Here is a 23,191-nt window from a genome sequence, read left to right on the forward strand (position 1 = left end):
GCTCGGCGCCATTTGAACAAAAGATTCGTATTGAGCCCGTGTTCCAGAGCGAGTCGTGCGACCGAGACACCCGGTTCACATGCCAGCTTTGCGAGTTCTCGCCGAAACCCAATGGGGTGGTTGGGGGGTGCCTTTACGCGTCCGTCTTGCCGCTGTCGCTATCTCAGGTGACAAAGTAGTCTCCACCACTCGTTTGGTGGGGCCTACTTTGTCCACTTTGGCGCCATCGGTCTAGACGGTGCTCAAGCAACGCTTACCTTTGATCCGCAGCGCGCCGATCTGGTGACGCCTAGCCCGTGGTGGAGCACATGGCTGCTCCTCCAGGTAGGAATCGCGCTTTTCGGAGCGCTGTGGGCGATGCTTGCGTGTTTGGCCTATAACGCTATCGCGCGAGTGCTCGGTGGCGTCCGTTACACAGCGTAGGAAAACGGCCAAGACGCTGAAGACACATTTTCCAATGGCGGGGCTTCCTGATAATCGAAAGTTGCTTGAAAAATCGGAGCAGCGAGCCAGTCAATATATGCAACATCACTATGGGAACGACGATGACAATTAAGCAGAAGCCGACACTGCCGACGCTTCAGCCGCGGAAAGTCGAGAGAGGGGCCAACTTGCCCCCTGTAAACCAGAAGCCGCCCCCGATGCCGGTCGTCAAGCCTCCGAAGGGTAGCTAATACTAGTGACTGAAGGATGGGCTCACATACGAGAGTATCTGGCCGATACACACGAGGCACTGGCTTCGGACGAGGCCCTTCTCGCTGACGCACGAGGGGACTCGTGGCGGAAAGCGTTGAGGGCTGGACACGCTGAAATGTCTGGAGTGGCGTATAACCCGGTCATCCTGGTTGGATCGTTGCGGAAACCGGATATCCGTCAACGATTTGAAGAGTCCCTTGGAAGGATTCCCGACCTTGCAATTGTTGTCGGTGGTCGATCTGGTGGCAGAACCCATGAGGAATGTGCGGCCGCAATTGCGGCGAACATACCTTTGTTGCCGATAGCGTTTACCGGAGGGGTGGCCGCCGAAGTGACTCCCGCGCTCAATACGGAAGCTCAAGCTATGTTGCCAGACATGCGCATGGGCGAGGGACGGGTTGACGCGCTTGCCGTCAAGCTCAGCGCGGTGATCGGCGCGCAACTCGGCGCTGCCTAAGTGGGATATTGACGCGCTGCATCTGCATCTACTACGGAGGCTCGCGCTAGTTCCGTTGGTGCGCCCGACGCCGCACGATGAACGCGTCTATCTCCCGGGCGCTGGCTCCGGGTATGGCCGTCCGGGCTCGCCCGCCTTTACGCCAAGTTGCGCGGCGGCTGACGACATCAGCGCCAGCGTCATGCGATTTTGCTTATGGCGTTCTAACTAGAGGCCCAGTACTTCAACGCCGAGTAGGCGGCGCCACGACTGAGCACGAGGCGTGCACCTTCCGAGCGCTTTACTCGGTACAGCCGTGGTTTTGTGTCGTCAAGGTGCTGTGGCATGTCGAGCCAGTCCGGAAATTCATCCTCTATGACGGCAGTGCGCCCCGACTTTTCCGCGACTGAATCGATCTGCTTCTTCAAGACTCGCACCAGTTCGCCAGTCTTGCCAGAGAAGAGAGATGAAAAGGGAAGCATCCCGATGGGATGGCGCAGCGATCCCGTTTCGAAGATCGCGAGTGCCTCCTTCGCCCGAGTGACGGCGTTGCGCGCCTCGACTTCTAGCAAATCCAACTCAACCTTTGCGCTCGTGCTTTTTGTCCCGTAAATGTGGAGCCTGTTCCGGATCTCGTTGACATGCGCCTGCGCTGTCGCCAGACGTTGCCGGCGCGCATTGTTCGCAAGATAGCCCTCCCGAAGCAGATACATGCCAACAAGCGCACCCAGCACGGCGCCAGCCCGCTGCCCGGACAGCCACCAGTTGATGGCAGCGCCAAGTGCGAGCACCGCCACCAAGCCAGCCACATACGCACGAGCTTTTGCTTTTAGGCCTGACAGACCCGCAGACACCGATTCCTGCCCTTCGAGGAGCGGAGCATCATTGCGGCCAAGCTCCCCCAGCCTGGCCAATTCCTGTCTTAAAGTGTGGGCCGCCGAACCAGGCGTGGATGACGCTTTCGCCAGAGCGCCCTGTGCCCCCTCCATCAGACCGCAGACCCAGCCGTGCTGAACTGAGGCTGACTGCCGGGCAGTCGCGAGAGCCGCGCGCCGGCTAGCGCTGTCGTCGAGCGGCTTTGCAGGAACCTGACCGGCGAGCGGCGCAAGCCGCGCTTCGACTGCCAGAATCCGGTTTGCCCTGCCGACCAGGCTGACGCGCATCTCTTCAATCAGGTCATTGGTCGCACTGCGCAGCGGACGAAGTTGTGGATCAACAAATACTTCGCGCAGGCTGGGAAAGTACAGATCGGCGGCGGCACCGATACTCTTCATTGCGTCATCGCCGGCACCAGTGAGAAGGAGGCAACGCGCGAACTCAATATGGGCCTTTGCATAGCGCGGCGCAACCTCAACTGCCCGCCGAGCGTACAGCACCGCCTCATCATTCTGACCGAGAACGCGCGCGGCGCGTGCAGCCAAGATATAGCATGCTGAAGCGCGAATTCGCGATCCTTCGTCGAGTGCTATTCGGGCGCCTCGTTCACTCAGTTCGCGGGCGCGTATGCAGTCCTGCTTTCTGCCCAGCGAAACGTAAAGGGAAGCAAGCCAATAATTGCTGAGGAGATCGAGCGGCCGGTGCTCAATTGCGCGCTGCAGGTGCCCGATAGCGCACCCATAGTCCGCTAGCGCGACCGCGCGCTGTGCTTCCTCCCGCTGCTCGTAAGCTGCGACGGCAGCCGGCCTCATGAGTGCGTGAAGAGGCTCGGAAAACGTTGAACGGTCATCGATCATCGACAACCCTCTGAGTTCGAACTCCCTGGATTCCATTGCCGTGACATCTGAGTCATCCAGCACGCTGTCGTCTGCAACTGCGTCGAAGAGATCCCGATGCTGATCCGAGGCTTCAAGATGCAATTGCCCAAAGCGCAGTTCCAGGAGTGCAATCAGCAACGATTCAAGGATGCCCTGTGCAATTCGTTCCACGCTTGCGGAGGATTCAAAAAATCCAACCGTGTGTCGCTTCTCAATGTCTCGCTGCCAGTCCCCGAGTGGGGTGCCAGGTTCGGCGAACCTGAACTGGTTGTCGCGGTAGTGTTCGCCGATACAGAAAACAAGAACACGCACTCCGGACTCGTCACGCACAGCCTCTTCATACTCCAGGTGCGTGAACGATTTTGTACTCCCTGGCGCAATCGAGCCATACTCATCGCCAATCAGCAGGATCATGAATTCCGACCTGCGAACGTGTGCGAGACATTCGACCAATGGTGGACGATGGCTGACATGGCCGTTGTTCAGATCGACAGGCGAGAATTCTGCGGTTGGATGGCTCGCGATCTTTAGCGTTAGTCGCTCGCGAAGCTCGTCAAATTCGGCGAACCTTGAGGCGATGAAAACGGAGGTCTTTTCTATTGTCATATTTTTTTTGATGATTTGTTCAGTGAGCGTAACCTTGCGACATCCCCGAGTTACCACGTCCATGTATTCGTCTCATCAGGAGCATGCTTGAACGGAAGTGCTGTTGGAAAGAGCCTAAGCAAAGTGGCGAACATGGCGAATCTCCGACAACTGATATCGATTTGGTCCAGTTGGGCCGCCGGCAACCTGTCCTTGCATAGTTTTTGACAAATGATACACGTGTAGACGTGGCCGGCTGACTGCAGACGAGTCGCCAGTCACGTCGATCGCTAGCTACCAGTTGCCGTTTGCATCGTCAGGCTATCGACCTCGTTTGAAAAACGCATTTTTGGTTCTACTTATTTCTTGCATAGTAGAGATTCCAAATGGCACCGATAACTGGCTCTCTGTTCCAGCCAACCCCGTCATCTGCGTTATTTAAAACGACTCCAGACTTCTTCTGCTGGCCCCAAGGATTGACGGCGAGAATTGGTTTTTCATATAGCTTCGCCCCGTCGATTTCTCTTTGTATCCACTTGCTGTGCGTTGCGTACATTCCACTTGGTATCACTACAACATGCGAACGCGCGATTTGGCTAAAAATTGCATTCTGCAGCATTTGCGTGCTTGTGACATTGTGAACTGGATCGTCTTTTGGGATCGAGAAGTCACGAAAATCCAGCGAGGCTTGGCCGACAGACCATTTTTCTCCAAATATCCATTCGGCAAGCTTGTCGTAGTGGCTTGAGTGAGCCCATGCGTGGCTAATAAAAATGTGAATTTGTCTTGTGCCCATATTAAATTTATTGTTATAAGTCAGTGTTTCGTAGCTATCTGTGAATATAGATTGAGCTAGGTACTTTGGTTACCATTCGGTTTTCTGCCGGTTGCAGGTACGGCTGCCCATGGGTCGTCAAACAAGCATTTCAACCTGCTCATGTGCTTTGTCAAGCAGTTTCGCCAATTCGCGGACCTTGTTGGAATCCGGCTCGCCGTACCTATCAGCGATGAGCGTCAAGTTTTCACTCGTGGTCTTCAGCATCCATGCTTCTGAAGATTTTTGCACATGTGATACTGCGCGCGACAGGCAATTCCTTGCCAGTACGAAATTGCGGTTATGGCAGCCCAGTTCGATCATGGTCGCAAGCGTCCAGTAGTCGGAGGCCTGTGCACCACCTTTTCGTAATGCAGCGAAGGTAACCAGCGGGGCCAAATGCGCATGATTGGCCATCGCCTCTTCGTCTCCCTTCACGACCAGAAGAGTAAGTGCATTTACGCCGGGGTAGTAGTCGAGTGGTTCAACACTGAACCCACGCATGTACGTTTCGATTGCTTGGTCAAGGAAACCATCTGCGGCGAGAGACCCTCGACTCTTAGCCTCCCGCCAGAGATCCTTGTATATGCGGCCTAAGATGCCGAGCGTCTCCGCGCTGTCGCCATGCGCCCTTCGCAACCCTTCAATCAGCGTCAAGGCACGGTCGCGATCGCCCAGTGCGTTGCGCCGATTTAGCGCAAATGCCATCTGCTGACGTGCGATTACTGACGTCTGCAGGTCGCCCGACATGCGCTCGTACAATGCCACCATCTCTGTGTAGGCTTCGGCTGCGCGGTACGAGAGAAGGAGATCCACTACTACGCCGCGCTCAGCAGTTGCGACGTTGCCGATATCGGTTTCTACCACTTTCAGCGCTGTCACGGCGTCTGTTCGAGGCTTGGTAGAGCGTGCGACGGCTAGACGTCCCCGAAACTCTGCCGCATAGTTTACGCGGTCACGAAAGACGTCGGCAACTTCGTGGCTCATTGAAATGCCGGGATAGCGATCGAATAGCTGGAACAACGGGCTATCAGGCGCGACAGGGCTCTTTAGTGCTGCCTCAATGCGAGTCTTGATGGCAGCCACTAATCTACCAGACGCATCCGGTGTCAGCTTCCCGTCATTCAAGTCATAGGGGATCGCGCGCACGCCGTTTACGTCGAACGGTGGCGCACCGACAGTTGCGAAGATTGGTATCGTGCTATACGGCCTGGCGGCGTGCCGGACGCCAAGCTCGTAGAATACATTCGGATTTGCGGTCGTCATATCCGCAACGACGAACTCGGCAACGAGCAAGCGTGCGAACATGGCAGTGTGAATAAGTCCGCCGGTTTCCTCACGGTCGCCTCGGATGCACTCAAGGCCTGCGCTCCGAACCGCAGGCTCAATTCCCTCAGTGTAGATTTGATCGAAGTCAATACGGCCCCCCGTCTTGGCATCGACCTTTACCCCGAAAGGCATGTCGATGAAGCAGGTCTGCCTCGGTGCGTTACCTTTTCCAGGCGCCAGATTGTGCGTGTCAGTTGATTTGCTTAACAAGGATGGTCCCCTCAAATATTTGCGCGATTCAATGCAAAAGCTGCATAAGCCGCTGATTATGCAATCTGTCGGCGATGTGGATGTCTTCAGGTTGTGAAGCCGCCGTCGTGTAAGCAGTGACCCCGCGCGGTCGGGCAGTCTTCTGAGATTCTTAAATGAAACATCCAGGGCAGCCATGCTGCCGATTTGAATCGCCGGCAGCGTCGCGAAGCCTGCCTCATCGGGCTTTTGATCCAGCAGGCTCCAATGGGCTGTTGCGGATTGTACAGTGCAATATAGTCGCCGATAGCACTGAGCGTCGTTGAGAAACTCATACGCCTTCAGATAGACCTCTTCGTACTTGATGTTGCGCCACACCCGTTTGACGATTGACGAGCACATTTTCGCGCTTGCTTCTCTTGCCATCCATCAAAAGCCTGCGCTTTGGCGGCGTATTTCCTATTTCGGAACGGCCGTAGAGCGCGAAGGCTTCCTCGACTGCCCCCGACCGCATGCGTTGCTTCCGCGCTATTTGGGTCACTGGTGCGCGACGATTACGCGCACAACTCAGTCCAACGGCACTGTCAGTCGCGCGATGCGTAAGGGTCGCGACGTCGGTTAGAGGGGCGGCTATCAACTTGGGCCAGGCGTGCCTACCTTGCGTGTGCATTCTTGCGTTGGCGAGGAATACGGGCAGATATCGCTCGACGAAACGCCGCACCGGCAAGCTGGTACATCCGGCCTACCAGCATCGTCAAAACCGGCGCCTTCAGCGGAAGGGGGCGAGGGTCCGGGTCAGGTGGATTTTCATACTCAGAAGTTTAAGTGAGAAAGTTATGCATTGTGATAAGAATACTTATCCGAATAGCAATGAAGCACCACACCTTTCACCCAATTCTTCGCACCCCGCGTTCAACGCCTCCACACGGCAGGTGCTAATTTCCGCCACGCTTGCAGCTATCGAGCGCGCACCCATTCTGGCGCGCCGCGCAACGGAGAACGCGACATGGGCAAGACATTCAAAATCGCCGCCATCGCCGGCGACGGTATCGACCAGGAAGTGATGCCCGAGGGCGTGCGCGTGGTCGAGGCGGCGGCCGTGAAGTTCGGCCTGAAGCTCGAAATTAGCCATTTCGACCGGGCAAGCTGCGACTACTTCCTTCAGCACGGCAAGATGATGCCCGACGACTGGTTCGCCACGCTCGAGGGTTTCGACGCGATCTATTTTGGCGCGGTCGGCCGGCCCGACAAGGTGCCAATCACATTTCCCTGTGGGGTCGCTACTGAAGTTCCGCCGCGAGTTCGACCAGTACGTCAACCTGCGCCCGGTGCGTCTGCTGCCCGGCGTGCCGTGTCCGCTCGCCAACCGCAAGCCCGGCGGCATCGACTTTCTCGCACGACGCGATCATGCAGGCCATCGAGAAAGGTGCTGGTGGAAGGCCCGCGCACGCCCGACATGGGCGGCACGGCGAACACCACGGAGATCGGCAGGGCAGTCGCCGCCGCGCTTTAAGCGCAAAGGCGTGGGATGGACACCCCGGTACTGCTCACGAACTCAGTGCGGCGCGGCCCCCGTTGCCGCGTTTTCTTCCGCGCCCGGCTGTGCAGCCGCCGAGGCGCCTGCCGCCATATCGGCTGGCTGCGCGGCGCGGCACAGTGCCGTGAGCCACACGTCCTCACCATGCGGTGCCACGCGCGCGTAGCCTTGCTCCACCACCAGCCGCCACGTATCGTCGGGCAGCGCGGCCCGATACAGCACGCGATAGTCGCCGCGGTGCGCGAGCGCTTCGTTCACAGCCGCTTCGCGCGCCGCGCGGTCATCCGGGTGAATGTGTCGCGATAGCTCGACATAGTGGCGCGGCGCGTGCGCCGGATCGACGCCGAACAGGCGGCACCATTCGTCCGAAACGATCAGCTCGTCCTGCGCTCGCAGCCAGCGCCAGGCGCCGAAGCCCGCAATGCGCGCGGCGTCGTTGAGCAGTTGCAGCCGCCGTTGCTCTGCGGATTCCACTTCCTTGCGCGCGCTGATGTCAATGGTGGTGCCCACCACGCGCACCGGGCGCCCCGCGTCGTCCAGCAGCGTGGCGACGCGCGACTCGATCCAGCGGATCTGCCCGTCCGGCAAGATGATGCGGAAGTCCCAGACGCGCGGCGCCGTGCTCGCGACCAACTCTCTAAGCGTCTCGTCGTTCAGCCAGATCGAATCCTCGGGATGGAGGATTTCCCAGAATTCGGCGTTGCTGTGAATCTCTCGGCCATAAAGCTTCGCGCAGTTGCTCGAATAGATCAGCTCGTCGGTGACGAGATTCCATTCCCACGTGACGATGCCCGCCAGTTCCTGCGCCTGCTTCATGCGCGCCTCGTTCGACATGATCTCGGCGGTGTAGCGGCGGCGCAGATCGGTCATCGGCAGTTCGGTATTGCCCGCGATGCCGAGGTCTTTCACGGCATCGTCGCCGTAGCGCAGCCAGACCCAGTTCACGTCGAGAAACGCTGCGAGGCGGCGCAGGTTCGAATAGTCGATCTCGCCGCCGCGCGTCCACTTGTGCACGGCGGGGCGTGAAATGCCGACGGCGTCGGCGACTTGCTGCAGGCTCAGCTTCTTGTGCTCGAGCAGCACTTTCAGACGGAACGCGAACGTATCCTCGGACATCCATTTCCCTCTGTGACGAATCTCGCGCGGTCGAAAGAATCAAGCGCAAAAGGGCGGCATACACCCCAAGGCCGCCGATCGGTGCCGGGAGTATGCCGCCTCTGATGAATGGGGCGCGCGGCCCCGACGTTTCGTCTGCTCCGTAATTCCCGCTAGTTTAACGGATCGGCAAGCGGGCCGTTCCGGACGGACGTCTCACGGTGTCCCGCCTACGCAGCCGGCCTAGAGGTCGATCACGAGGCGCGGCGTGCGCGCTCGCGACACGCACAGCAAAATAGTCTTCTGCGCGGCTTTCTCGTCGTCGTCCAGATATTGGTCGCGGTGATCCGCCTCGCCTTCGAGGATGGGGACTTCGCAGGTGCCGCACACGCCTTCGCGGCACAGCGACTCCACCGTCACGCCCGCGCGCTCGATAGCCTTGAGGATGGTCTCGTCTTCGCCCACCTCGAGTTCGATGCCGGACTTCGCCAGTACGACCGTGAACGCCTTGCCGCCCGTGTCCGTCGCGGCGAACTGCTCCGAGTGCAACTGCGCCTTCGGCCAGCCCAACAGCGCGGCGTTCGCGTAGACCGCGTCGTTGAGGCCTTGCGGGCCGCAGACGTAGACATGCGCGTCGCCGGGCAGATTGTGGAAGAGCTTGAAGAGATCGAGCTTCTGACCTTCGCTGTCGATATAGCAGTGCACGTTCGCCGCGTGGGGGCCGGTCTTCAACTCGTCGACGAAGGCGCCGTGCTCGGGGCTGCGGTACGCGTAGTGCAGCTCCAGCTCGACATCCTCGGGGCGATGCTCGGCCAGTTGCGCGAGAAAGGGCGTAATGCCGATGCCTCCCGCGATGAACACATGCCGCTTGGGGCCGTGTGTGTTCGCGAGTTCGAACAGATTGGCGGGCGAGCCGATCGCGAGCCGCGTGCCTGCCTCGACCTTATCGTGCATGAAGGCGGAGCCGCCGCGCGAATCCTCTTCGCGGCGCACGGCGATCTGATACTGGCGCGTGTCGTGCGGCGAACTCAGGAGCGAATACGCATTGTGGTGCCACTGCTCGCCGTCCTGCATCGAGACGAGCACGTGGGCGCCGCCGCTGAATTCAGGCAGCGGGGCGCCATCGGGCAGCGCGAGCGTGAAGCGCTTGATGAGCGGAGTGAGTTGTTCGACGGCGACGACGTCGACAGTGATCGATTCGCGGGCGTTCATGTTGACTTCCTTGACTTCTGAATCCGGAAAAAGCAGCGGATGCGGCACGGTCCGCATCCGCTCGAAGCTGGGCGCCCGCCTTAGCGCGTGACACCCGCCATGCAGAGGTACTTGATCGACAGATAGTCTTCGATCCCGTACTTCGAGCCTTCGCGGCCGATGCCCGACTGCTTCACGCCGCCGAACGGCGCGACCTCGTTGGAGATCAGCCCCGTGTTGATACCGACGATGCCGTACTCCAGCTGCTCGGCCACGCGCCAGATGCGGCCGATGTCGCGGCTGTAGAAGTACGCGGCGAGGCCATAGATCGAATCGTTCGCGAGCTGCACGACTTCCGCGTCGCTCGAAAAGCGCACGATGGGGGCGACCGGCCCGAAGATTTCCTCGGCGAGCACGGCCATGCCGGGTTTCGCATCGGCGAGCACGGTGGGCGCGTAGAAGTTGCCGCCGCGTGCATGCGGCGCGCCGCCTGTGACTACGTGCGCGCCTTGCGCAACGGCGTCGCGCACGAGGCCGTCGACCTTGTCGCGTGCCGCTTCGGTAATGAGCGGGCCGATGTTCACGCCTTCGGCGAAACCGTCGTCGACCTTGAAGGCGCTCACGCGCTCGGCAAAGCGGCGGCAGAACTCGTCGTACAGGGCATCGTGCACGTAGAAGCGGTTCGCGCACACGCAGGTCTGGCCGGCGTTGCGGTACTTCGACAGCAGGGCGCCCTCGATGGCGGCGTCCAGATCCGCATCGTCGAACACGATGAACGGCGCGTTGCCGCCCAGCTCCAGCGAGACCTTCTTGACCGTGTCCGAGCACTGGCGCATCAGGAGGCGGCCCACTTCGGTCGAGCCCGTGAACGTGAGCTTCCTGACGAGCGGGCTCGACGTCATTTCGAGGCCGATCTCGCGCGACTTGCCCGTGACGATGTTGATCACGCCGGCCGGAATGCCGGCCTGTTCCGCCAGTGCCGCGAGTGCGAACGCGGAAAGCGGCGTCTCGTTGGCGGGCTTGATGACGATGGTGCAGCCGGCGGCAAGCGCCGGTGCGGCCTTGCGGGTGATCATCGCGGCCGGGAAATTCCACGGCGTGATGGCGGCGCACACGCCGATCGGCTCCTTCGTCACGACGAGGCGCTGGTCCGGGTTCGGGCTCGGGATCACGTCGCCGTCGATGCGCTTGCCCTGCTCAGCGAACCACTCGATGAACGAGGCCGCGTAGCCGATCTCGCCGCGTGCTTCCGCGAGCGGCTTGCCTTGCTCGCGCGTCATGATCTGGGCCAGCGCTTCCTGATTCGCCATCATGAGTTCGAACCAGTTGCGCAACAGGCGCGCGCGCTCCTTCGCGGTGGTGGCGCGCCAGGCCGGGAAGGCACGGTGCGCGGCTTCGATGGCCGTGCGTGCTTCCGGCGCGCCCATGTTCGGCACGTTCGCGATGCGCTCGCCGGTGGAGGGGTTGTGGACCTCGAGCGTGGCGCCGTCGTCGGCGCCGCGCCACTGGCCGTCGATATAGGCCTGCTCACGCAGCAGGCCGTGATGTTGAAGTTTCGTCATGCCGGCCTCTTAGTCCTGATACTGCTGCGCGAGCAGATTGTGGAAGTGCGCGATGCCGTGCTCGCTGATGCCGCTGCGCTGCTTGTCGACCATGATGCGGCCCTGGCCGCGATAGCCACGCGACTTCAGGCCCTTCTGCACGCTTTCCACGAGGCGCAGGTCTTCCGGGCGGAACACGGTGCGATACCACTCGATCAGCTTTTGCTGCTCTTCCGTCGGTTCATCGTTCAGGAAGTAGATGTCGTAGTGCTGGAGCGTGACTTCGGCGCTCATCGGGAATTCATAGATGACCGTCATGAAGTCGCTGCCCGGCGGCACGTTGAACATCGTGCATGGCCACGCCCAGTAGCCGCTGAAGCTCGGGTCCTTCACGGACGGATCGAGCTTGAACGAGCGCTCCGACGATTGCGCATGACCGAATTGCACCGTCCAGTTGCCGTGCAGCGTGTGCGTGTACTGGTCGATCTTCACGGAGTCCGAGAAGCCGGGATGAGCCGGGCCGCAGTGGTAGCACTCCAGATAGTTATCGACGATCGACTTCCAGTTGGCCGGCGTTTCGGTCACGAAGCGGGCAGCCAGCTTGAGGTCGTCGATCACCGGGCAAGCCTTGCGCAGGCTGGCTTCGAGGCCCGGCAGCTGCGCTTCCACGCCTTGTGCGTCCGGGTTCAGGTTGATGAACACGAAGCCTGCGTATTCCTCCACGCGCACCGGCACGAGCGTGGAGTTCTCCTTGTCGAACGACTCCACGTGATCGCAGTTGTTGGCGTGCGCGAGCGCGCCGTCGAGCTTGAACGCCCAGGCGTGGTACGGGCAGGTGATGACGTTCTTCGCCTTGCCGCTGCCTTCGAGCAGTTGGTGGCCACGGTGCGGGCAGACGTTATAGAAGGCGCGCAGGACGCTGTCCTTGCCGCGCACGAGCAGAATGTTTTCGCCCACCACCTCGCGCGTCACATAGGCGTTCGTCTCGGCCAGCTCGCTGCGGTGCGCGACGCAGATCCACGCGTTCTCGAAGATCTTCTGTTCTTCCGACTTGTAAACCGCCTCGGAGGTGTAGTAGCTCGCCGGGATGGTCCAGGCGAGTTCCGGGTTGGCGCAGAAGTCGGCCGGGAGTTTCGGCTGTTCGGGTTTCTTGTGGAATTCGATCGGGAGATAGGTCATGGGGTCCGCCGCACTGGGGTTGGTTAACTAGCAGTTACGATGAAACTATAAGTTAACGAAAATATAAGTGAAATTTCGGCGGCAGTGGATCAGGGTTATCCCTTGACGTTGTCGGAGATGGCTCTTCGTTGATGCGCGGGGCCTATTCTTGTTCTTGTAAATCAACGTCCATTGACGCTTGGCAAAGCAAATCGATTTCTCCCCGGGCGTCAATAGGAGGATGCGATAGTGCGACGAACCTCTCTACGGTGCGTAACATTGTTAACTGATGGTTTTAGATTAACCGCAGGATAACCGCGCCGTGTCTGGAAACTGGAACCTCTGGTATCGGGGCCGGCGTGGAAAGCGCAGCCGCGTCATGCGGGGCCGCGCGAGCCACCCCACAACTGGAGGAGACATGTCCCAAGAGGCAATAGCCGAAGCGCTGGCCAACGAGCCGTCGCGCGCCAAATCCCGTATCGAATCACGCTCGATCGACTACGTGCCGCTCGCCGAACGCAAGGGCCGGGCGTGGCACCTGTGGCCGGTATGGTTCACGGGGGATGCCAATCTCGCGACCATCGCGGCCGGTGCGATCGGCATCAGCATGGGCGGCAACCTGCTGTGGAGTGCGATCGCCATCGTGCTCGGCAACGTGCTCGGCACTTTCTTCATGGCGTTCCATTCGAGCCAGGGCCCGCAGCTCGGGCTGCCCCAGATGATCCAGTCGCGCCCGCAGTTCGGCTATATGGGCGCGTTGCTCGTGTGGGTGGTCGCGCTCGTCACCTATATCGGCTACAACTCGTTCAACCAGCTGATGGCGGGGCAGACCGCGCATCATCTGCTGGGCACGGAACCGCACCTGAGCTACATCGTCTTCACCGTGATTGCGGTCGCGCTCGCGGTATTCGGCTACGACCTGATCCACAAGGCGCAGCGCTGGCTCGCGTTCGCGCTGCTCGCCGCGCTCACGATCTTCAGCATCGGCATGTGCGTGAAAGTGCCGTTCCCCGCGGGCCAGCTGAGCTTCGCCGGCTTCAAGACCACGCCGTTCCTCGTCCAGCTCTTCTCGGCGGCGGCTTATCAGCTTTCGTGGTCGATCTACGTTTCGGACTACTCGCGGTACTTGCCGCCCAATACCGGTGTGCGTGCCACCTTCTGGTGGACCTTCCTTGGCGCGTTCATCGGCGGCGTCTGGATGATGCTGGTGGGCACCGCCGCGGCGGCGCTCAACGCGCAGATCGAGATTTCCGATGCGGTTCAGCGCGCGGGAGACATGATCTTTCCGGGCTTCGGCACGGTCACGCTGCTGCTTTCGCTGCTGGGGCTGCTCGCCATTACCGGCCTGAACTTCTACGGCGCGTCGCTCACGCTGCTCAGCATCACCGACTCGTTCAAGCCGCTCAAGTCGAACGCGACCAAGCGCGTGGTGAGCCTCATCGTGGTAGCGCTCACGGCGACATCGCTCGCGTTCGCGGCGTCGGACAACTTCATGGGCAAGTTCGGCGATTTCCTCGGCATTCTCGGCTACCTGTTCACGCCGTGGACCGCGATCAACCTGGTCGACTTCTTCATCGTGCGTCACTCGCATTACTCGGTGCGCGAGATCTTCAACCCGCGCGGCATTTACGGCCGCTGGAACTGGCGCGGCCTGACCGCCTACGCGGTGGGCTTCGTCGCGATGATCCCGTTCTTCAAGACGGAGCTTTACACCGGCCCGGTCGCCAATGCGCTTGGCGGCACCGACATCGCGATGCTCGTGGGCCTGCCCGTTGCCGCGCTGGTTTATCTGTGGACCTGCCGCTCGCTCGACATTGAAAAAGAACGCCAACTCGTGCGCGAAGCCGACCGCGGCCTGAACTGACTGCGCCACCACAGCGACTACAACATGAAATCGATGAATACAATGCGGCTTGCCGCACTGCATGTGGCTGCGCTCGCGCTCGCCGCGCTTCCGGTGGCTGCCCGTGCACAAAGCAGCGTCACGCTCTACGGCGTGCTCGACGCGGGCGTCACCTACGTGAGCAACGCCGGCGGTTCGTATCAGGTGAAGTTCGACGACGGCGTTTCGTACGGAAACCGCTGGGGCCTGCGCGGAACCGAGGATCTGGGCGGCGGTCTGAAGGCCGTCTTCAAGCTGGAGAGCGGCTTTCACATTGGCAACGGGCAGCTCACGAACGGAGGATCGCTTTTTGGCCGCCAGGCTTATGTAGGTCTGCAAAACAACTGGGGTACGCTCACGTTCGGCAACCAGATCGACATGACCCAGGAGTTCGTCTACCTGTACAACGCCTCGTCATGGGCGAGTGGCTACGCCATCAACCAGGGCGACTTCGACCGCATGAACGGCGACCATCTGCCGAACGCCGTGAAGTTCATGTCGAACTCGTTCGGCGGATTCCAGTTCGGCGGCATGTACTCGTTCAGCAATACCCCGGGGGACTTCCATACGGGCAGCGCGTGGAGCGTGGGCGCGCAGTATCAGCACGGCGCGTTTTCGATGGGCACGGCCTATACGCAGTTGAACAACCCGTCGGGCATCTACGCGTTCGACCCGTACAACATGATCGGCGTGCGCACGTTCTTCGGCAGGCCGACCGTGAGCGTCGATCCCGCCACGGGCGCCGTCAGCTCGCTCTATGCCAACACGCCATTCCCCGTGGACAAGCAGGGCACCTTCGGCGTCGGCGCGAGCTACGTAGTCGACAAGGTCACGCTGATGGGCGCGTTCACGTACACGCAGATCAAGGCGTTCGGCGAAAGCGAGCACATGCAGGTCGCCGAGGGCGGCGCGAACTGGCAGATCACGCCGGCGGCAAGTCTCGTGGGCGGCTATCAGTACACGCACTTCGACGGCCATCACTGGAACCAGCTCTCGGCGGCGATGCATTACCTGCTTTCGAAGAGCACGGACGTCTACATCTCGGGCGACTGGCTGAAGGCGTCGGAAGGCGTGGATGCGGTGATCGGCTATAGCTTCACGCCGTCTTCCACGACCACGCAGGCCGATGTGCGCATCGGCGTGCGCCATACGTTCTGATGAAGCCAGCTGCCAACCCGGAGCTGGACGACCTGCGAGTCTTCTGCACGGTCGCCCGCAAGTCGAGCTTCAGTGCGGCCGCCGACGCGCTCTCCGCCTCGGCGGCAGTTGTGAGCAAGCGCGTCGGGATACTCGAAGCTGGGGGTGCAGGCGAACGTCTCGTGGAATCCGACTAAAAAGGAGTGTTTGGCGTGATCGATTTTACCCATGTTCGTTCGTTGCTCGAGGCGAGGCGCGAAGGCTACAGCCTCGCAGGAGACTTCTATACGGACCCTGCGATGCACGAACTGGACATCGAGGCGGTCTTCTCGAACGAATGGCTGTTTGCGTGCAACGTGGCCGAAATTCCGCGCGAAGGCGACTACATCACGCTCGATATCGGCAAGACCTCGGTGGTCGTGCTGCGCGGGAAGGGCGGGGACGTCGGCGCGTTCTTCAACACCTGCCGCCATCGCGGTTCGCTTCTGTGCACCGAGCCGGCGGGGCACGCGAAGCGGCTGGTCTGTCCGTATCATCAGTGGGTCTATGAGCTCGACGGCAGCTTGCTGAGCGCGCGCCAGATGCCCGCTGGTTTCGATCGCAGCGCGCATGGCCTGCGTCCGGTTCATGTCGAGGTCATCTGCGGGATGGTTTATGTCTGCATCGCCGACACGCCACCCGATATCTCTCGCTTCAAGGCGGCGGTCACGCCGTATATCGCGCCGCACCGGCCGGATCGCACCAAGGTCGCCTTTTCCATGACGCTCGTGGAGGAGGCGAACTGGAAACTCGTCATCGAGAACAATCGGGAGTGCTATCACTGCGTAGGAAGTCACCCGGAACTGCTCGCCACGCTGATTGAATTCGCGCTGCCGGACGACCCGCGCGCGAACCGCGATTTCCAGTTCCTGATGCAGGAAAAGACGGCACTCTGGGATCATCTCGACTTGCCGCATGTGCCCGCGGATGGTGGAACGGAATTTCGCTGCATCCGATTGCCGTTCCATCGCGGCGCGGTGTCGTTCACCGCAGACGGGCGCCCTGCATGCAAGAAGCTGCTGGGCGGCCTGACCGAGCCCGATATCGGATCGGTGCGGATGTTCAGGGTTCCGAACAACTGGAACCACTTCCTCTCGGACCATATCATTCATTTTCGCGTGCTGCCCTTGTCGGCCACGCAGACTGCGCTCAAGACGACCTGGCTCGTGCACGAGGATGCCGTAGAAGGCGTGGACTACGACATAGAGACGCTCACAGCGGTATGGCGCGCGACGAACGAGCAGGACGCCACGCTGGTGATGCACAATCAGCGCGGCGTGAATTCGAAAGCGTATACGCCGGGGCCTTATGCGCCTGCGGAGTTCATGCTGACCAACTTCACCAACTGGTACGCGCGGAAGCTGGCGGAGTACGTAAAGGGAGCGCGGTGGGCGATTTCGCAGGCTTGATGAAAAAAGTGCATCAATTAGTTCTTAAATATCGTTTGTCGCCTGCGTTTCCCAATCCCTATACTCGGTCCGGCGTCGCGTGTGTGCTGCACACCGCAGGCGCATTCCCGGCCGCTTCGTTTCAGGCGTGCGGCCACCCCAAAAAAATGAAGACGGCACGTACGTCGGTCGGTCCCGTGCGTGAACCCCGCAAGAGGGCAGCGGAAAGGCCAGACGTGCTTCGCCTCTGAAAGTCGACATGGAGACAGCGCACGTCATGCGTTCACAATCCGGCAAGAATACTGAGAATCCATCCAGCTCGAGCCCCCGGAAGCCCAAACTCCATCGCAGCCTGCAAGCGCGCCACCTGCGCATGATCGCCATTGGCGGCTCCATTGGCACGGGCCTATTCGTGGCCACGGGCGCATCGATATCGCAGGCAGGACCCGGAGGCGCGATCCTTTCGTACATGGTGATCGGCCTGATGGTCTACTTCCTGATGACGAGCCTCGGCGAGATGGCGGCGTTCATGCCTGTTTCGGGCTCGTTCGCCGCGTACGGTGCAAAGTTCGTCGATGAAGGCTTCGGTTTCGCCATCGGCTGGAACTACTGGTATAGCTGGGCCGTGACGATCGCCGTCGAACTGGTCGCGGCGCAACTCGTGATGGGCTACTGGTTCCCGCACGTGCCGGGCATCTGGTGGAGCGCGCTCTTCCTGGCTGTGGTTTTCTCGTTCAACGCGTTGTCGGTTCGCGGCTTCGGCGAGGCCGAGTACTGGTTCGCGTTGATCAAGGTGCTGACCGTGCTTGCGTTCATCGCGATCGGCCTCCTGATGATTTTCGGCATCCTGCATGGCGGCCCCAGCAACGGCTGGGAAAACTTCACGATCAAGGATGCGCCGTTTGCCGGCGGCTGGAGCGCGATGCTCGGCGTTGCCATGATTGCGGGCTTTTCGTTCCAGGGCACGGAGATGATCGGCGTGGCGGCGGGTGAAGCAGAAAATCCGGGCTCGACGATTCCGCGTGCAGTCAAACAGATATTCTGGCGCATCCTGCTTTTCTACGTGCTCGCGATTTTCGTCATTGGCGTGCTCGTTCCCTACACGGATCCCAACCTGCTGAAGAGCGACGTGACCGATATCGGCGTGAGTCCATTTACGCTCGTCTTCCGGCGTGCGGGTCTTGCGTTCGCGGCCGGCGTGATGAATGCGGTCATCCTCTCCGCCGTGCTGTCCGCCGGCAATTCCGGCATGTACGCGTCGACCCGCATGCTGTACAACCTCGCCATGGAAGGCCGCGCGCCGCGGCTGTTCGCGAAGCTCTCGGCAGGCGGCGTGCCGCGCAACGCACTGTATGCGACGACTGCGGTCGGGGCACTGTGCTTCCTCTCGTCGCTCTATGGCGATAAGACGATGTATCTGTGGTTGCTGAACTTGTCGGGTATGGCGGGCTTCATCACGTGGCTCGGCATTGCGGTCAGCCATTATCGATTCCGCAAGGGATTCCTGAAGCAGGGCTATCGTCTCGAGCAACTGCCGTATCGCGCGAAATGGTTCCCGTTCGGCCCGATTCTCGCCGCCGTGCTGTGTACCGTCGTCACGCTCGGCCAGAACTATCAGGCTTTCCTTGCCAATAAGATAGACTGGGTAGACGTGGCCGCGACCTATATCGGCCTGCCGCTCTTTCTCGTGGTCTGGTTGGGCTACTCGATCGTGCGCAAAAGCAGGCTGGTTCGCTACGAAGACATGGAGATCGCGCCGTGGATCGAACGCCAGATGGCGGCTTCGTCCGAGACTTCGTCGAGCGCCGGTTATCCTGGCAGCATCGCTATCCAGGCGAATCAGGTGAAGGCGGCTTCGGACGTTTGATCCAGTACTGCGGCGTCGACTTTCTCCTGTCTTCCTTTCGCACATCGAAATTCTGTAATCGCATGAAAAATTACTACGAATCCACCGTCTCTCGCCCGTCCTACCCGCAACTGAGCGGCAAGACAGATACGCAAATCTGCATTGTCGGCGGCGGCCTCGCCGGCCTGAATACCGCGCTCGGGCTAGTCGAGCGCGGCGTGCGCGACGTCGTCGTGCTCGATGCCGAGCGCGTGGGCTTTGGCGCATCGGGCCGTAACGGCGGCTTCGTGTTCGGCGGTTACAGCCTCGATAATGCCGATCTGCTGCGCACGCTCGGGCACAGCCAGGCGCGCTCCCTGTACCGGCTCACGGTCGACGCCGTGGACCTGATCCGCACGCGCATCGCGCGCTACGGCATCGATTGCGAGATCGTCGATCGTGGCGTCATGCTTGCGAACTGGTTCGATGATCCGTCGCGGCTCGACGCCACGCGCACGCTGATGAAGCGCGATTTTGGCGTCGACTGGGAGCCGGTGACGAAGGACGCATTGCGCTCGCAGTTGAAGACCACGCGTTATCACGGCGGACTCTTCGAGCCCAACGCTTTTCATTTCCATCCGCTGAAGTACGTGCTCGGTGTGGCGAACGTCGCTACGCAGGGCGGCGCCCGAATCTACGACCAATCGCCGGTGCGCGCGATCGAGCGGAACGGCGCGGGCTTCGTCGTGCGCACGCCACATGGCAGCGTGACGGCGAAGGATGTCGTGTTCGCCGGCGGCGGCTATGCGCGCGGCGTCGCACCGCGTATCGAGCGCGCGGTATTGCCGATCGCGACCTACGTGATCGCCACCGAGCCGCTCGGCGCGCGCCTGGCCGATGCGATCGACGCGCCCTACGCGGTCTACGACACGCGCTTCGCGTTCGACTATTACCGGCCGCTGAAGGACACGCGCATTCTTTGGGGTGGCCGGATCTCGGTGCTCGACCGCGGCCCGGAAGCCATCGCGCGATTGCTCAAGCGCGACCTCGCACGCGTGTATCCGCAACTGGCGGATGTGAAGATCGAACACGCGTGGGGTGGCTTGATGAGCTACGCGCGGCACAAGATGCCGCAAATCGGTCGAGACGCCGACGGCGTCTGGCATGCCATCGCGTTCGGCGGCCACGGCATGGCGCCCACCACGGTTGCGGGCGAGACGCTTGCCGACGCCTTGGCGCTGGGCGTGCCGGTGCCCGAAGGCTTTTCCGCATTCAGCCTGACGCGCACCTTCGGCCTCGCGGGCCTCGCGGCCGCACAATTGACGTACAGTGCTTTCCAGGCGCGCGATGCGCTGGCTGGATACCGCCACTGAGTCCCGCATTCACTTCGCGCAACCCGATGCCTGCTGCGAGGCCGGGTTGCCTGCGCGGGTTACGTATTCGACGGCGTCAGTGAATACAGGAGCCGATGCGCCGATTCGTGAAGAAGAATGAGCGCCCGTTTTATTGGGCATTCTTCACGACTCAAGGCAGCATGCAGCCATGCAGCAATCCGCGCCCGAGATGAAACTGCGCGGCAACGCCTGCTGCATGCAACCGCTCGACGTAAAAATTGCCATCGTCACGCAAGGGATCGAATTCGGCCACGGCCACGAAAGCCGGCGGCATGCCGGCGAACGACCCGCCTGTATCAGGCTTTTGTCGAGGCGATAGCGCACTTCCTGGGCCCGCTGGAGCCGTACACTCAGCCGCTCCGCGCGCGGGGTGTGCCGCTGTGCTGGAATCCGCATGTTCGGTGCGGTTTGTTGTCAAGACGCGTCTATTTCGGCTCCCTATACTCGCCTGACATTGCCCGGCGCCACGCCACTCCCCCTTCTGGAGGCAAGCCATGTCGAAGATTCCAGCACGCATAGAACGCATGCCGTATTCGAGCTTTCATCGGCGATTGTTGTGGCTGGGAGGGCTGGGCTATGTGTTCGATGCGATGGATGCCGCCGTGCTGGCCTTCATGCTGCCGGTGCTGCGCACGCAGTGGCATCTGAGCAGCGTACAGACCGGCGTGCTCGGTAGCGGCACCTTCATCGGGTATTTCTTCGGCGCCGCGCTCGCCGGCATCCTCGGCGACGTGATCGGGCGGCGCACGGTCATGGTGTGGGCGCTGATCATCTACTGCATCGCTTCGCTCATTAGCGCCGGGGCGCAGGACTGGCCGTTCTTCATGGCGATGCGCATCGTAGCCGGCGTTGGCACCGGCGCGGAAAGCGCCATCGTGGCGCCGTTTCTCTCCGAGTTCGTGGCGCGCAAGTATCGCGGCACGTTCACCGGCAGTCTGGCGGCGTTCTTTTCGTTCGGCTTCGTCGCCGCCGCGGTGCTCGGTTATCTGGTCATCCCGCTGGCACCCGATGCCTGGCGCGTCGTCTCGGTGATCACCGCGCTGCCGGTCGTCATGCTGCTGTGGTGGCGGCGTGCATTGCCGGAGTCGCCGCGCTGGCTCGATACGCGCGGCAGAACCGCCGAAGCCGAGGCGATCGTCGACAAAATGGAAGCGGAGGTGCGCGCCAACGGCTTGCAGCTCGAACCGCTGCAACCGCACGAGCCAGCCGCGCCGGCGACCGCGGGGCGCGGCACGCCGCTCGGCAATCTCAAGGCGCTCTGGTCGCGCGAACTGGCGAGCATTACCGCGATGGCCTGGCTCATGTGGCTGTCGATCACGTTCAGCTACTACGCGTTCTTTACGTGGATTCCCGGTTTGCTGGTGCAAAGCGGCATGACCATCACGCGCAGCTTTTCGTATTCGCTCGTCATGTACCTCGCGCAAATCCCCGGTTATTTTTCGGGTGCGTGGCTCAATGAAAAGATCGGCCGCCAGGCCACCATCGCGAGCTACATGGCCTTGGGCGGCCTCTCCGCGCTGGGACTCGCGCTCACGCACGGCAATGCCGAAATCCTGACCGCGGGCTTCCTGCTGTCGTTCTTCATGAACGGCACGTATGCCGGTGTCTACGCTTTCACGCCCGAAGTGTTCCCGACCGACGTTCGTGCGACCGGCATGGGCGTCGCTTCGGCAATCGGGCGCCTGGGCGCGATCGCCGCGCCGATCCTCGTTGGCTATCTCTACCCGCGCCTGGGCTTTGGCGGGGTTTTTGGCGCCACGACGCTGGTGCTGATCATCGGCGCGCTCGCCGTTCTGATCATGGGCGTACCCACGCGCGGCCGCTCGCTCGAAGAAATTGCCGCCATGCGCATGAAGCGCTCGGAGTCGGCGCATGACACGCTCGCGCGAGGCAACCAAAGGAGGAACGTATGAACCGCATCCTGTTCAAGAACGGTGCTTTGCTCGATCCGCTGCAAGGCGCTTTGCAGCCGGGCCACAATCTGCTGGTGGAAGGCGACACGATCAAGGCAATGTCGACACAGCCGATTGACGTGCACGACGCGCAGATCATCGATCTCGCAGGAAAGACCATCATGCCGGGCCTGATCGACCTGCATGCGCATATGGTCGCGACGCAGTTCGACTTGCCGGCCCAGGCGAGGATGCCCAACGTATTCGTCACCCTCAAGGCGGTTCCGATCATGCGCGGCATCTTGCGGCGCGGATTCACGACCGTGCGCGATGCGGGGGGCGCCGGCTTCGCGCTGAAGCAATCGATCGAAATGGGCCTTGCGCAGGGGCCACGCCTGTTCGTTGCCGGGCGTGCGCTCAGCCAGACCGGCGGCCACGGCGACGTGCGCGCGCGCTCGGACTTCATCGTCGGCGACGCGCCCTGCAACTGCTGCGTGCGCGTCGGGGCCTTGAGCCGCGTGGTCGATGGCGTCGACGCGTTGCGCCGGGCCGTGCGGGAAGAACTGCAGATAGGCGCCGACCAGATCAAGATCATGGCCTCGGGCGGGGTCGCGTCGCCGACCGATCCGGTCGGCGCGCTCGGTTACTCGGAGGACGAGATCCGCGCGGTCGTCGCCGAAGCCCACGCGCGCGGCACTTACGTGATGGCGCATGCCTATACGCCCGAATCGATGCAGCGTGCGGTGCGCTGCGGTGTACGCACCATCGAGCACGGCAATCTGATCGACGCACCGACCGCCGCGCTGATGGCCGAGCACGGCGCGTACGCGGTGCCCACGCTGGTGGCCTACGAAGCGTTGCATCTGGAAGGGGAGCGCTACGGCTTGCCCCCCGAGAGCGCGGCCAAGATCGACATCGTGCGCGAGGCCGGCTTGCAGTCACTGGAAATATTCAAACGCGCCGGGGTCAAGATGGGCTTTGGCACCGATCTGCTCGGCCCATCGCATCGCATGCAAAGCGACGAGTTCACGATTCGCGCGCAAGTCCTGACGCCTGGGGAGATCATCAGCAGCGCCACCACCATCGGCGCCGAAATCCTCGGCATGACGGGCAAGCTGGGACGCCTGGCACCGGGCGCCTATGCCGACGTGCTGGTGGTCGATGGCGATCCGCTGCGCGACCTGAGCTGCCTCGGCGGCCAGGGCGATCACATTCCGCTGGTGATGAAGGGCGGACACGTCGAGTTCAACGAATTGCGTTGAAGCGGTCAAGGCATGCTAGCCGAATTGGCAGACAGGCTGGCACTTGT

At 61.5% G+C, this 23,191-nt stretch carries 15 protein-coding genes and 4 pseudogenes; 10 read left to right on the top strand and 9 right to left on the bottom strand.

Translation table 11 applies throughout. The features are described from left to right. Positions 1 to 174, bottom strand: a pseudogene (locus tag AB3X99_RS36030) (transposase); the annotation flags it as partial. A gap of 637 nt (positions 175 to 811) precedes the next feature. Between AB3X99_RS36030 and AB3X99_RS36035 the strand changes: the two are divergent. Further along, positions 812 to 1,153, top strand: a complete 342-nt coding sequence (locus AB3X99_RS36035) for a hypothetical protein (RefSeq protein ID WP_368619641.1) — start codon at positions 812 to 814, stop codon at positions 1,151 to 1,153. A gap of 203 nt (positions 1,154 to 1,356) precedes the next feature. Here AB3X99_RS36035 and AB3X99_RS36040 read toward each other — a convergent pair whose 3' ends face one another. The 3 genes from AB3X99_RS36040 to AB3X99_RS36050 form a co-directional block, all read right to left on the bottom strand. Further along, a complete protein-coding gene (locus AB3X99_RS36040; protein WP_368619642.1) occupies positions 1,357 to 3,555 on the bottom strand; it encodes a DUF4062 domain-containing protein in 2,199 nt (732 codons plus the stop codon). Between the two features lie 271 nt (positions 3,556 to 3,826). Then, positions 3,827 to 4,267, bottom strand: a complete 441-nt coding sequence (locus AB3X99_RS36045) for a TIR domain-containing protein (RefSeq protein ID WP_368619643.1) — start codon at positions 4,265 to 4,267, stop codon at positions 3,827 to 3,829. 117 nt (positions 4,268 to 4,384) lie between these two features. Continuing rightward, on the bottom strand, positions 4,385 to 6,229 hold the full coding sequence (locus AB3X99_RS36050; protein WP_368619644.1) for a TRAFs-binding domain-containing protein: 1,845 nt from the start codon (positions 6,227 to 6,229) through the stop codon (positions 4,385 to 4,387). A gap of 580 nt (positions 6,230 to 6,809) precedes the next feature. Between AB3X99_RS36050 and AB3X99_RS36055 the strand changes: the two are divergent. Further along, positions 6,810 to 7,212: pseudogene (locus AB3X99_RS36055) on the top strand (isocitrate/isopropylmalate family dehydrogenase); the annotation flags it as partial. Positions 7,213 to 7,358: 146 nt separating this feature from the next. Here AB3X99_RS36055 and AB3X99_RS36060 read toward each other — a convergent pair. The 4 genes from AB3X99_RS36060 to AB3X99_RS36075 form a co-directional block, all read right to left on the bottom strand. Beyond that, positions 7,359 to 8,456 (bottom strand): PAS domain-containing protein, encoded by a 1,098-nt coding sequence (locus AB3X99_RS36060; protein ID WP_069267192.1) that lies wholly within the window; start codon positions 8,454 to 8,456, stop codon positions 7,359 to 7,361. A gap of 222 nt (positions 8,457 to 8,678) precedes the next feature. After that, on the bottom strand, positions 8,679 to 9,647 hold the full coding sequence (locus AB3X99_RS36065) for a 2Fe-2S iron-sulfur cluster-binding protein (protein WP_368619645.1): 969 nt from the start codon (positions 9,645 to 9,647) through the stop codon (positions 8,679 to 8,681). Between the two features lie 80 nt (positions 9,648 to 9,727). Next, positions 9,728 to 11,188, bottom strand: coding sequence for an NAD-dependent succinate-semialdehyde dehydrogenase (locus tag AB3X99_RS36070; RefSeq protein ID WP_368619646.1), 1,461 nt, complete (start codon positions 11,186 to 11,188; stop codon positions 9,728 to 9,730). Between the two features lie 9 nt (positions 11,189 to 11,197). Further along, complete coding sequence (locus AB3X99_RS36075) at positions 11,198 to 12,346, bottom strand: ring-hydroxylating oxygenase subunit alpha (RefSeq protein ID WP_342948080.1); 1,149 nt, start codon at positions 12,344 to 12,346, stop codon at positions 11,198 to 11,200. A gap of 397 nt (positions 12,347 to 12,743) precedes the next feature. On the opposite strand from AB3X99_RS36075, the gene AB3X99_RS36080 reads away from it, so the two are divergent. The 6 genes and pseudogenes from AB3X99_RS36080 to AB3X99_RS36105 all read left to right on the top strand — a co-directional run bounded on the left by AB3X99_RS36080 (position 12,744) and on the right by AB3X99_RS36105 (position 19,969). Then, positions 12,744 to 14,189 (top strand): cytosine permease, encoded by a 1,446-nt coding sequence (locus tag AB3X99_RS36080; protein WP_342948079.1) that lies wholly within the window; start codon positions 12,744 to 12,746, stop codon positions 14,187 to 14,189. Positions 14,190 to 14,213: 24 nt separating this feature from the next. Beyond that, a complete protein-coding gene (locus tag AB3X99_RS36085; RefSeq protein ID WP_368619647.1) occupies positions 14,214 to 15,365 on the top strand; it encodes a porin in 1,152 nt (383 codons plus the stop codon). Next, positions 15,365 to 15,502: pseudogene (locus AB3X99_RS36090) on the top strand (LysR family transcriptional regulator); the annotation flags it as partial. The gene AB3X99_RS36085 and the pseudogene AB3X99_RS36090, both read left to right, overlap by 1 nt. Before the next feature lie 54 nt (positions 15,503 to 15,556). Then, positions 15,557 to 16,792 carry an SRPBCC family protein gene (locus tag AB3X99_RS36095; RefSeq protein WP_368619648.1) on the top strand — a complete coding sequence of 412 codons (1,236 nt, stop codon included), beginning with the start codon at positions 15,557 to 15,559 and terminating at the stop codon, positions 16,790 to 16,792. Between the two features lie 256 nt (positions 16,793 to 17,048). After that, positions 17,049 to 18,638, top strand: coding sequence for an amino acid permease (locus tag AB3X99_RS36100; RefSeq protein ID WP_368619649.1), 1,590 nt, complete (start codon positions 17,049 to 17,051; stop codon positions 18,636 to 18,638). Between the two features lie 62 nt (positions 18,639 to 18,700). After that, positions 18,701 to 19,969 (top strand): NAD(P)/FAD-dependent oxidoreductase, encoded by a 1,269-nt coding sequence (locus tag AB3X99_RS36105; RefSeq protein ID WP_368619650.1) that lies wholly within the window; start codon positions 18,701 to 18,703, stop codon positions 19,967 to 19,969. Positions 19,970 to 20,132: 163 nt separating this feature from the next. Here the strand turns inward: AB3X99_RS36105 and AB3X99_RS36110 are convergent. Then, positions 20,133 to 20,516, bottom strand: a pseudogene (locus AB3X99_RS36110) (alpha/beta hydrolase fold domain-containing protein); the annotation flags it as partial. Between AB3X99_RS36110 and AB3X99_RS36115 the strand changes: the two are divergent. Both AB3X99_RS36115 and AB3X99_RS36120 read left to right on the top strand, forming a co-directional pair. Continuing rightward, positions 20,485 to 21,903 (top strand): MFS transporter, encoded by a 1,419-nt coding sequence (locus tag AB3X99_RS36115; RefSeq protein WP_069267199.1) that lies wholly within the window; start codon positions 20,485 to 20,487, stop codon positions 21,901 to 21,903. The pseudogene AB3X99_RS36110 and the gene AB3X99_RS36115 sit on opposite strands and share 32 nt — an antisense overlap. Then, entirely contained in the window at positions 21,900 to 23,144 is a 1,245-nt protein-coding gene (locus AB3X99_RS36120) for an amidohydrolase family protein (protein WP_368619651.1), read from the top strand. Before AB3X99_RS36115 ends, AB3X99_RS36120 begins: the two co-directional genes overlap by 4 nt. Positions 23,145 to 23,191 lie beyond the last annotated feature (47 nt).

It is taken from the genome of Paraburkholderia sp. BR10882, assembly GCF_040948855.1.
GTDB classification, from domain to species: domain Bacteria; phylum Pseudomonadota; class Gammaproteobacteria; order Burkholderiales; family Burkholderiaceae; genus Paraburkholderia; species Paraburkholderia nodosa_A.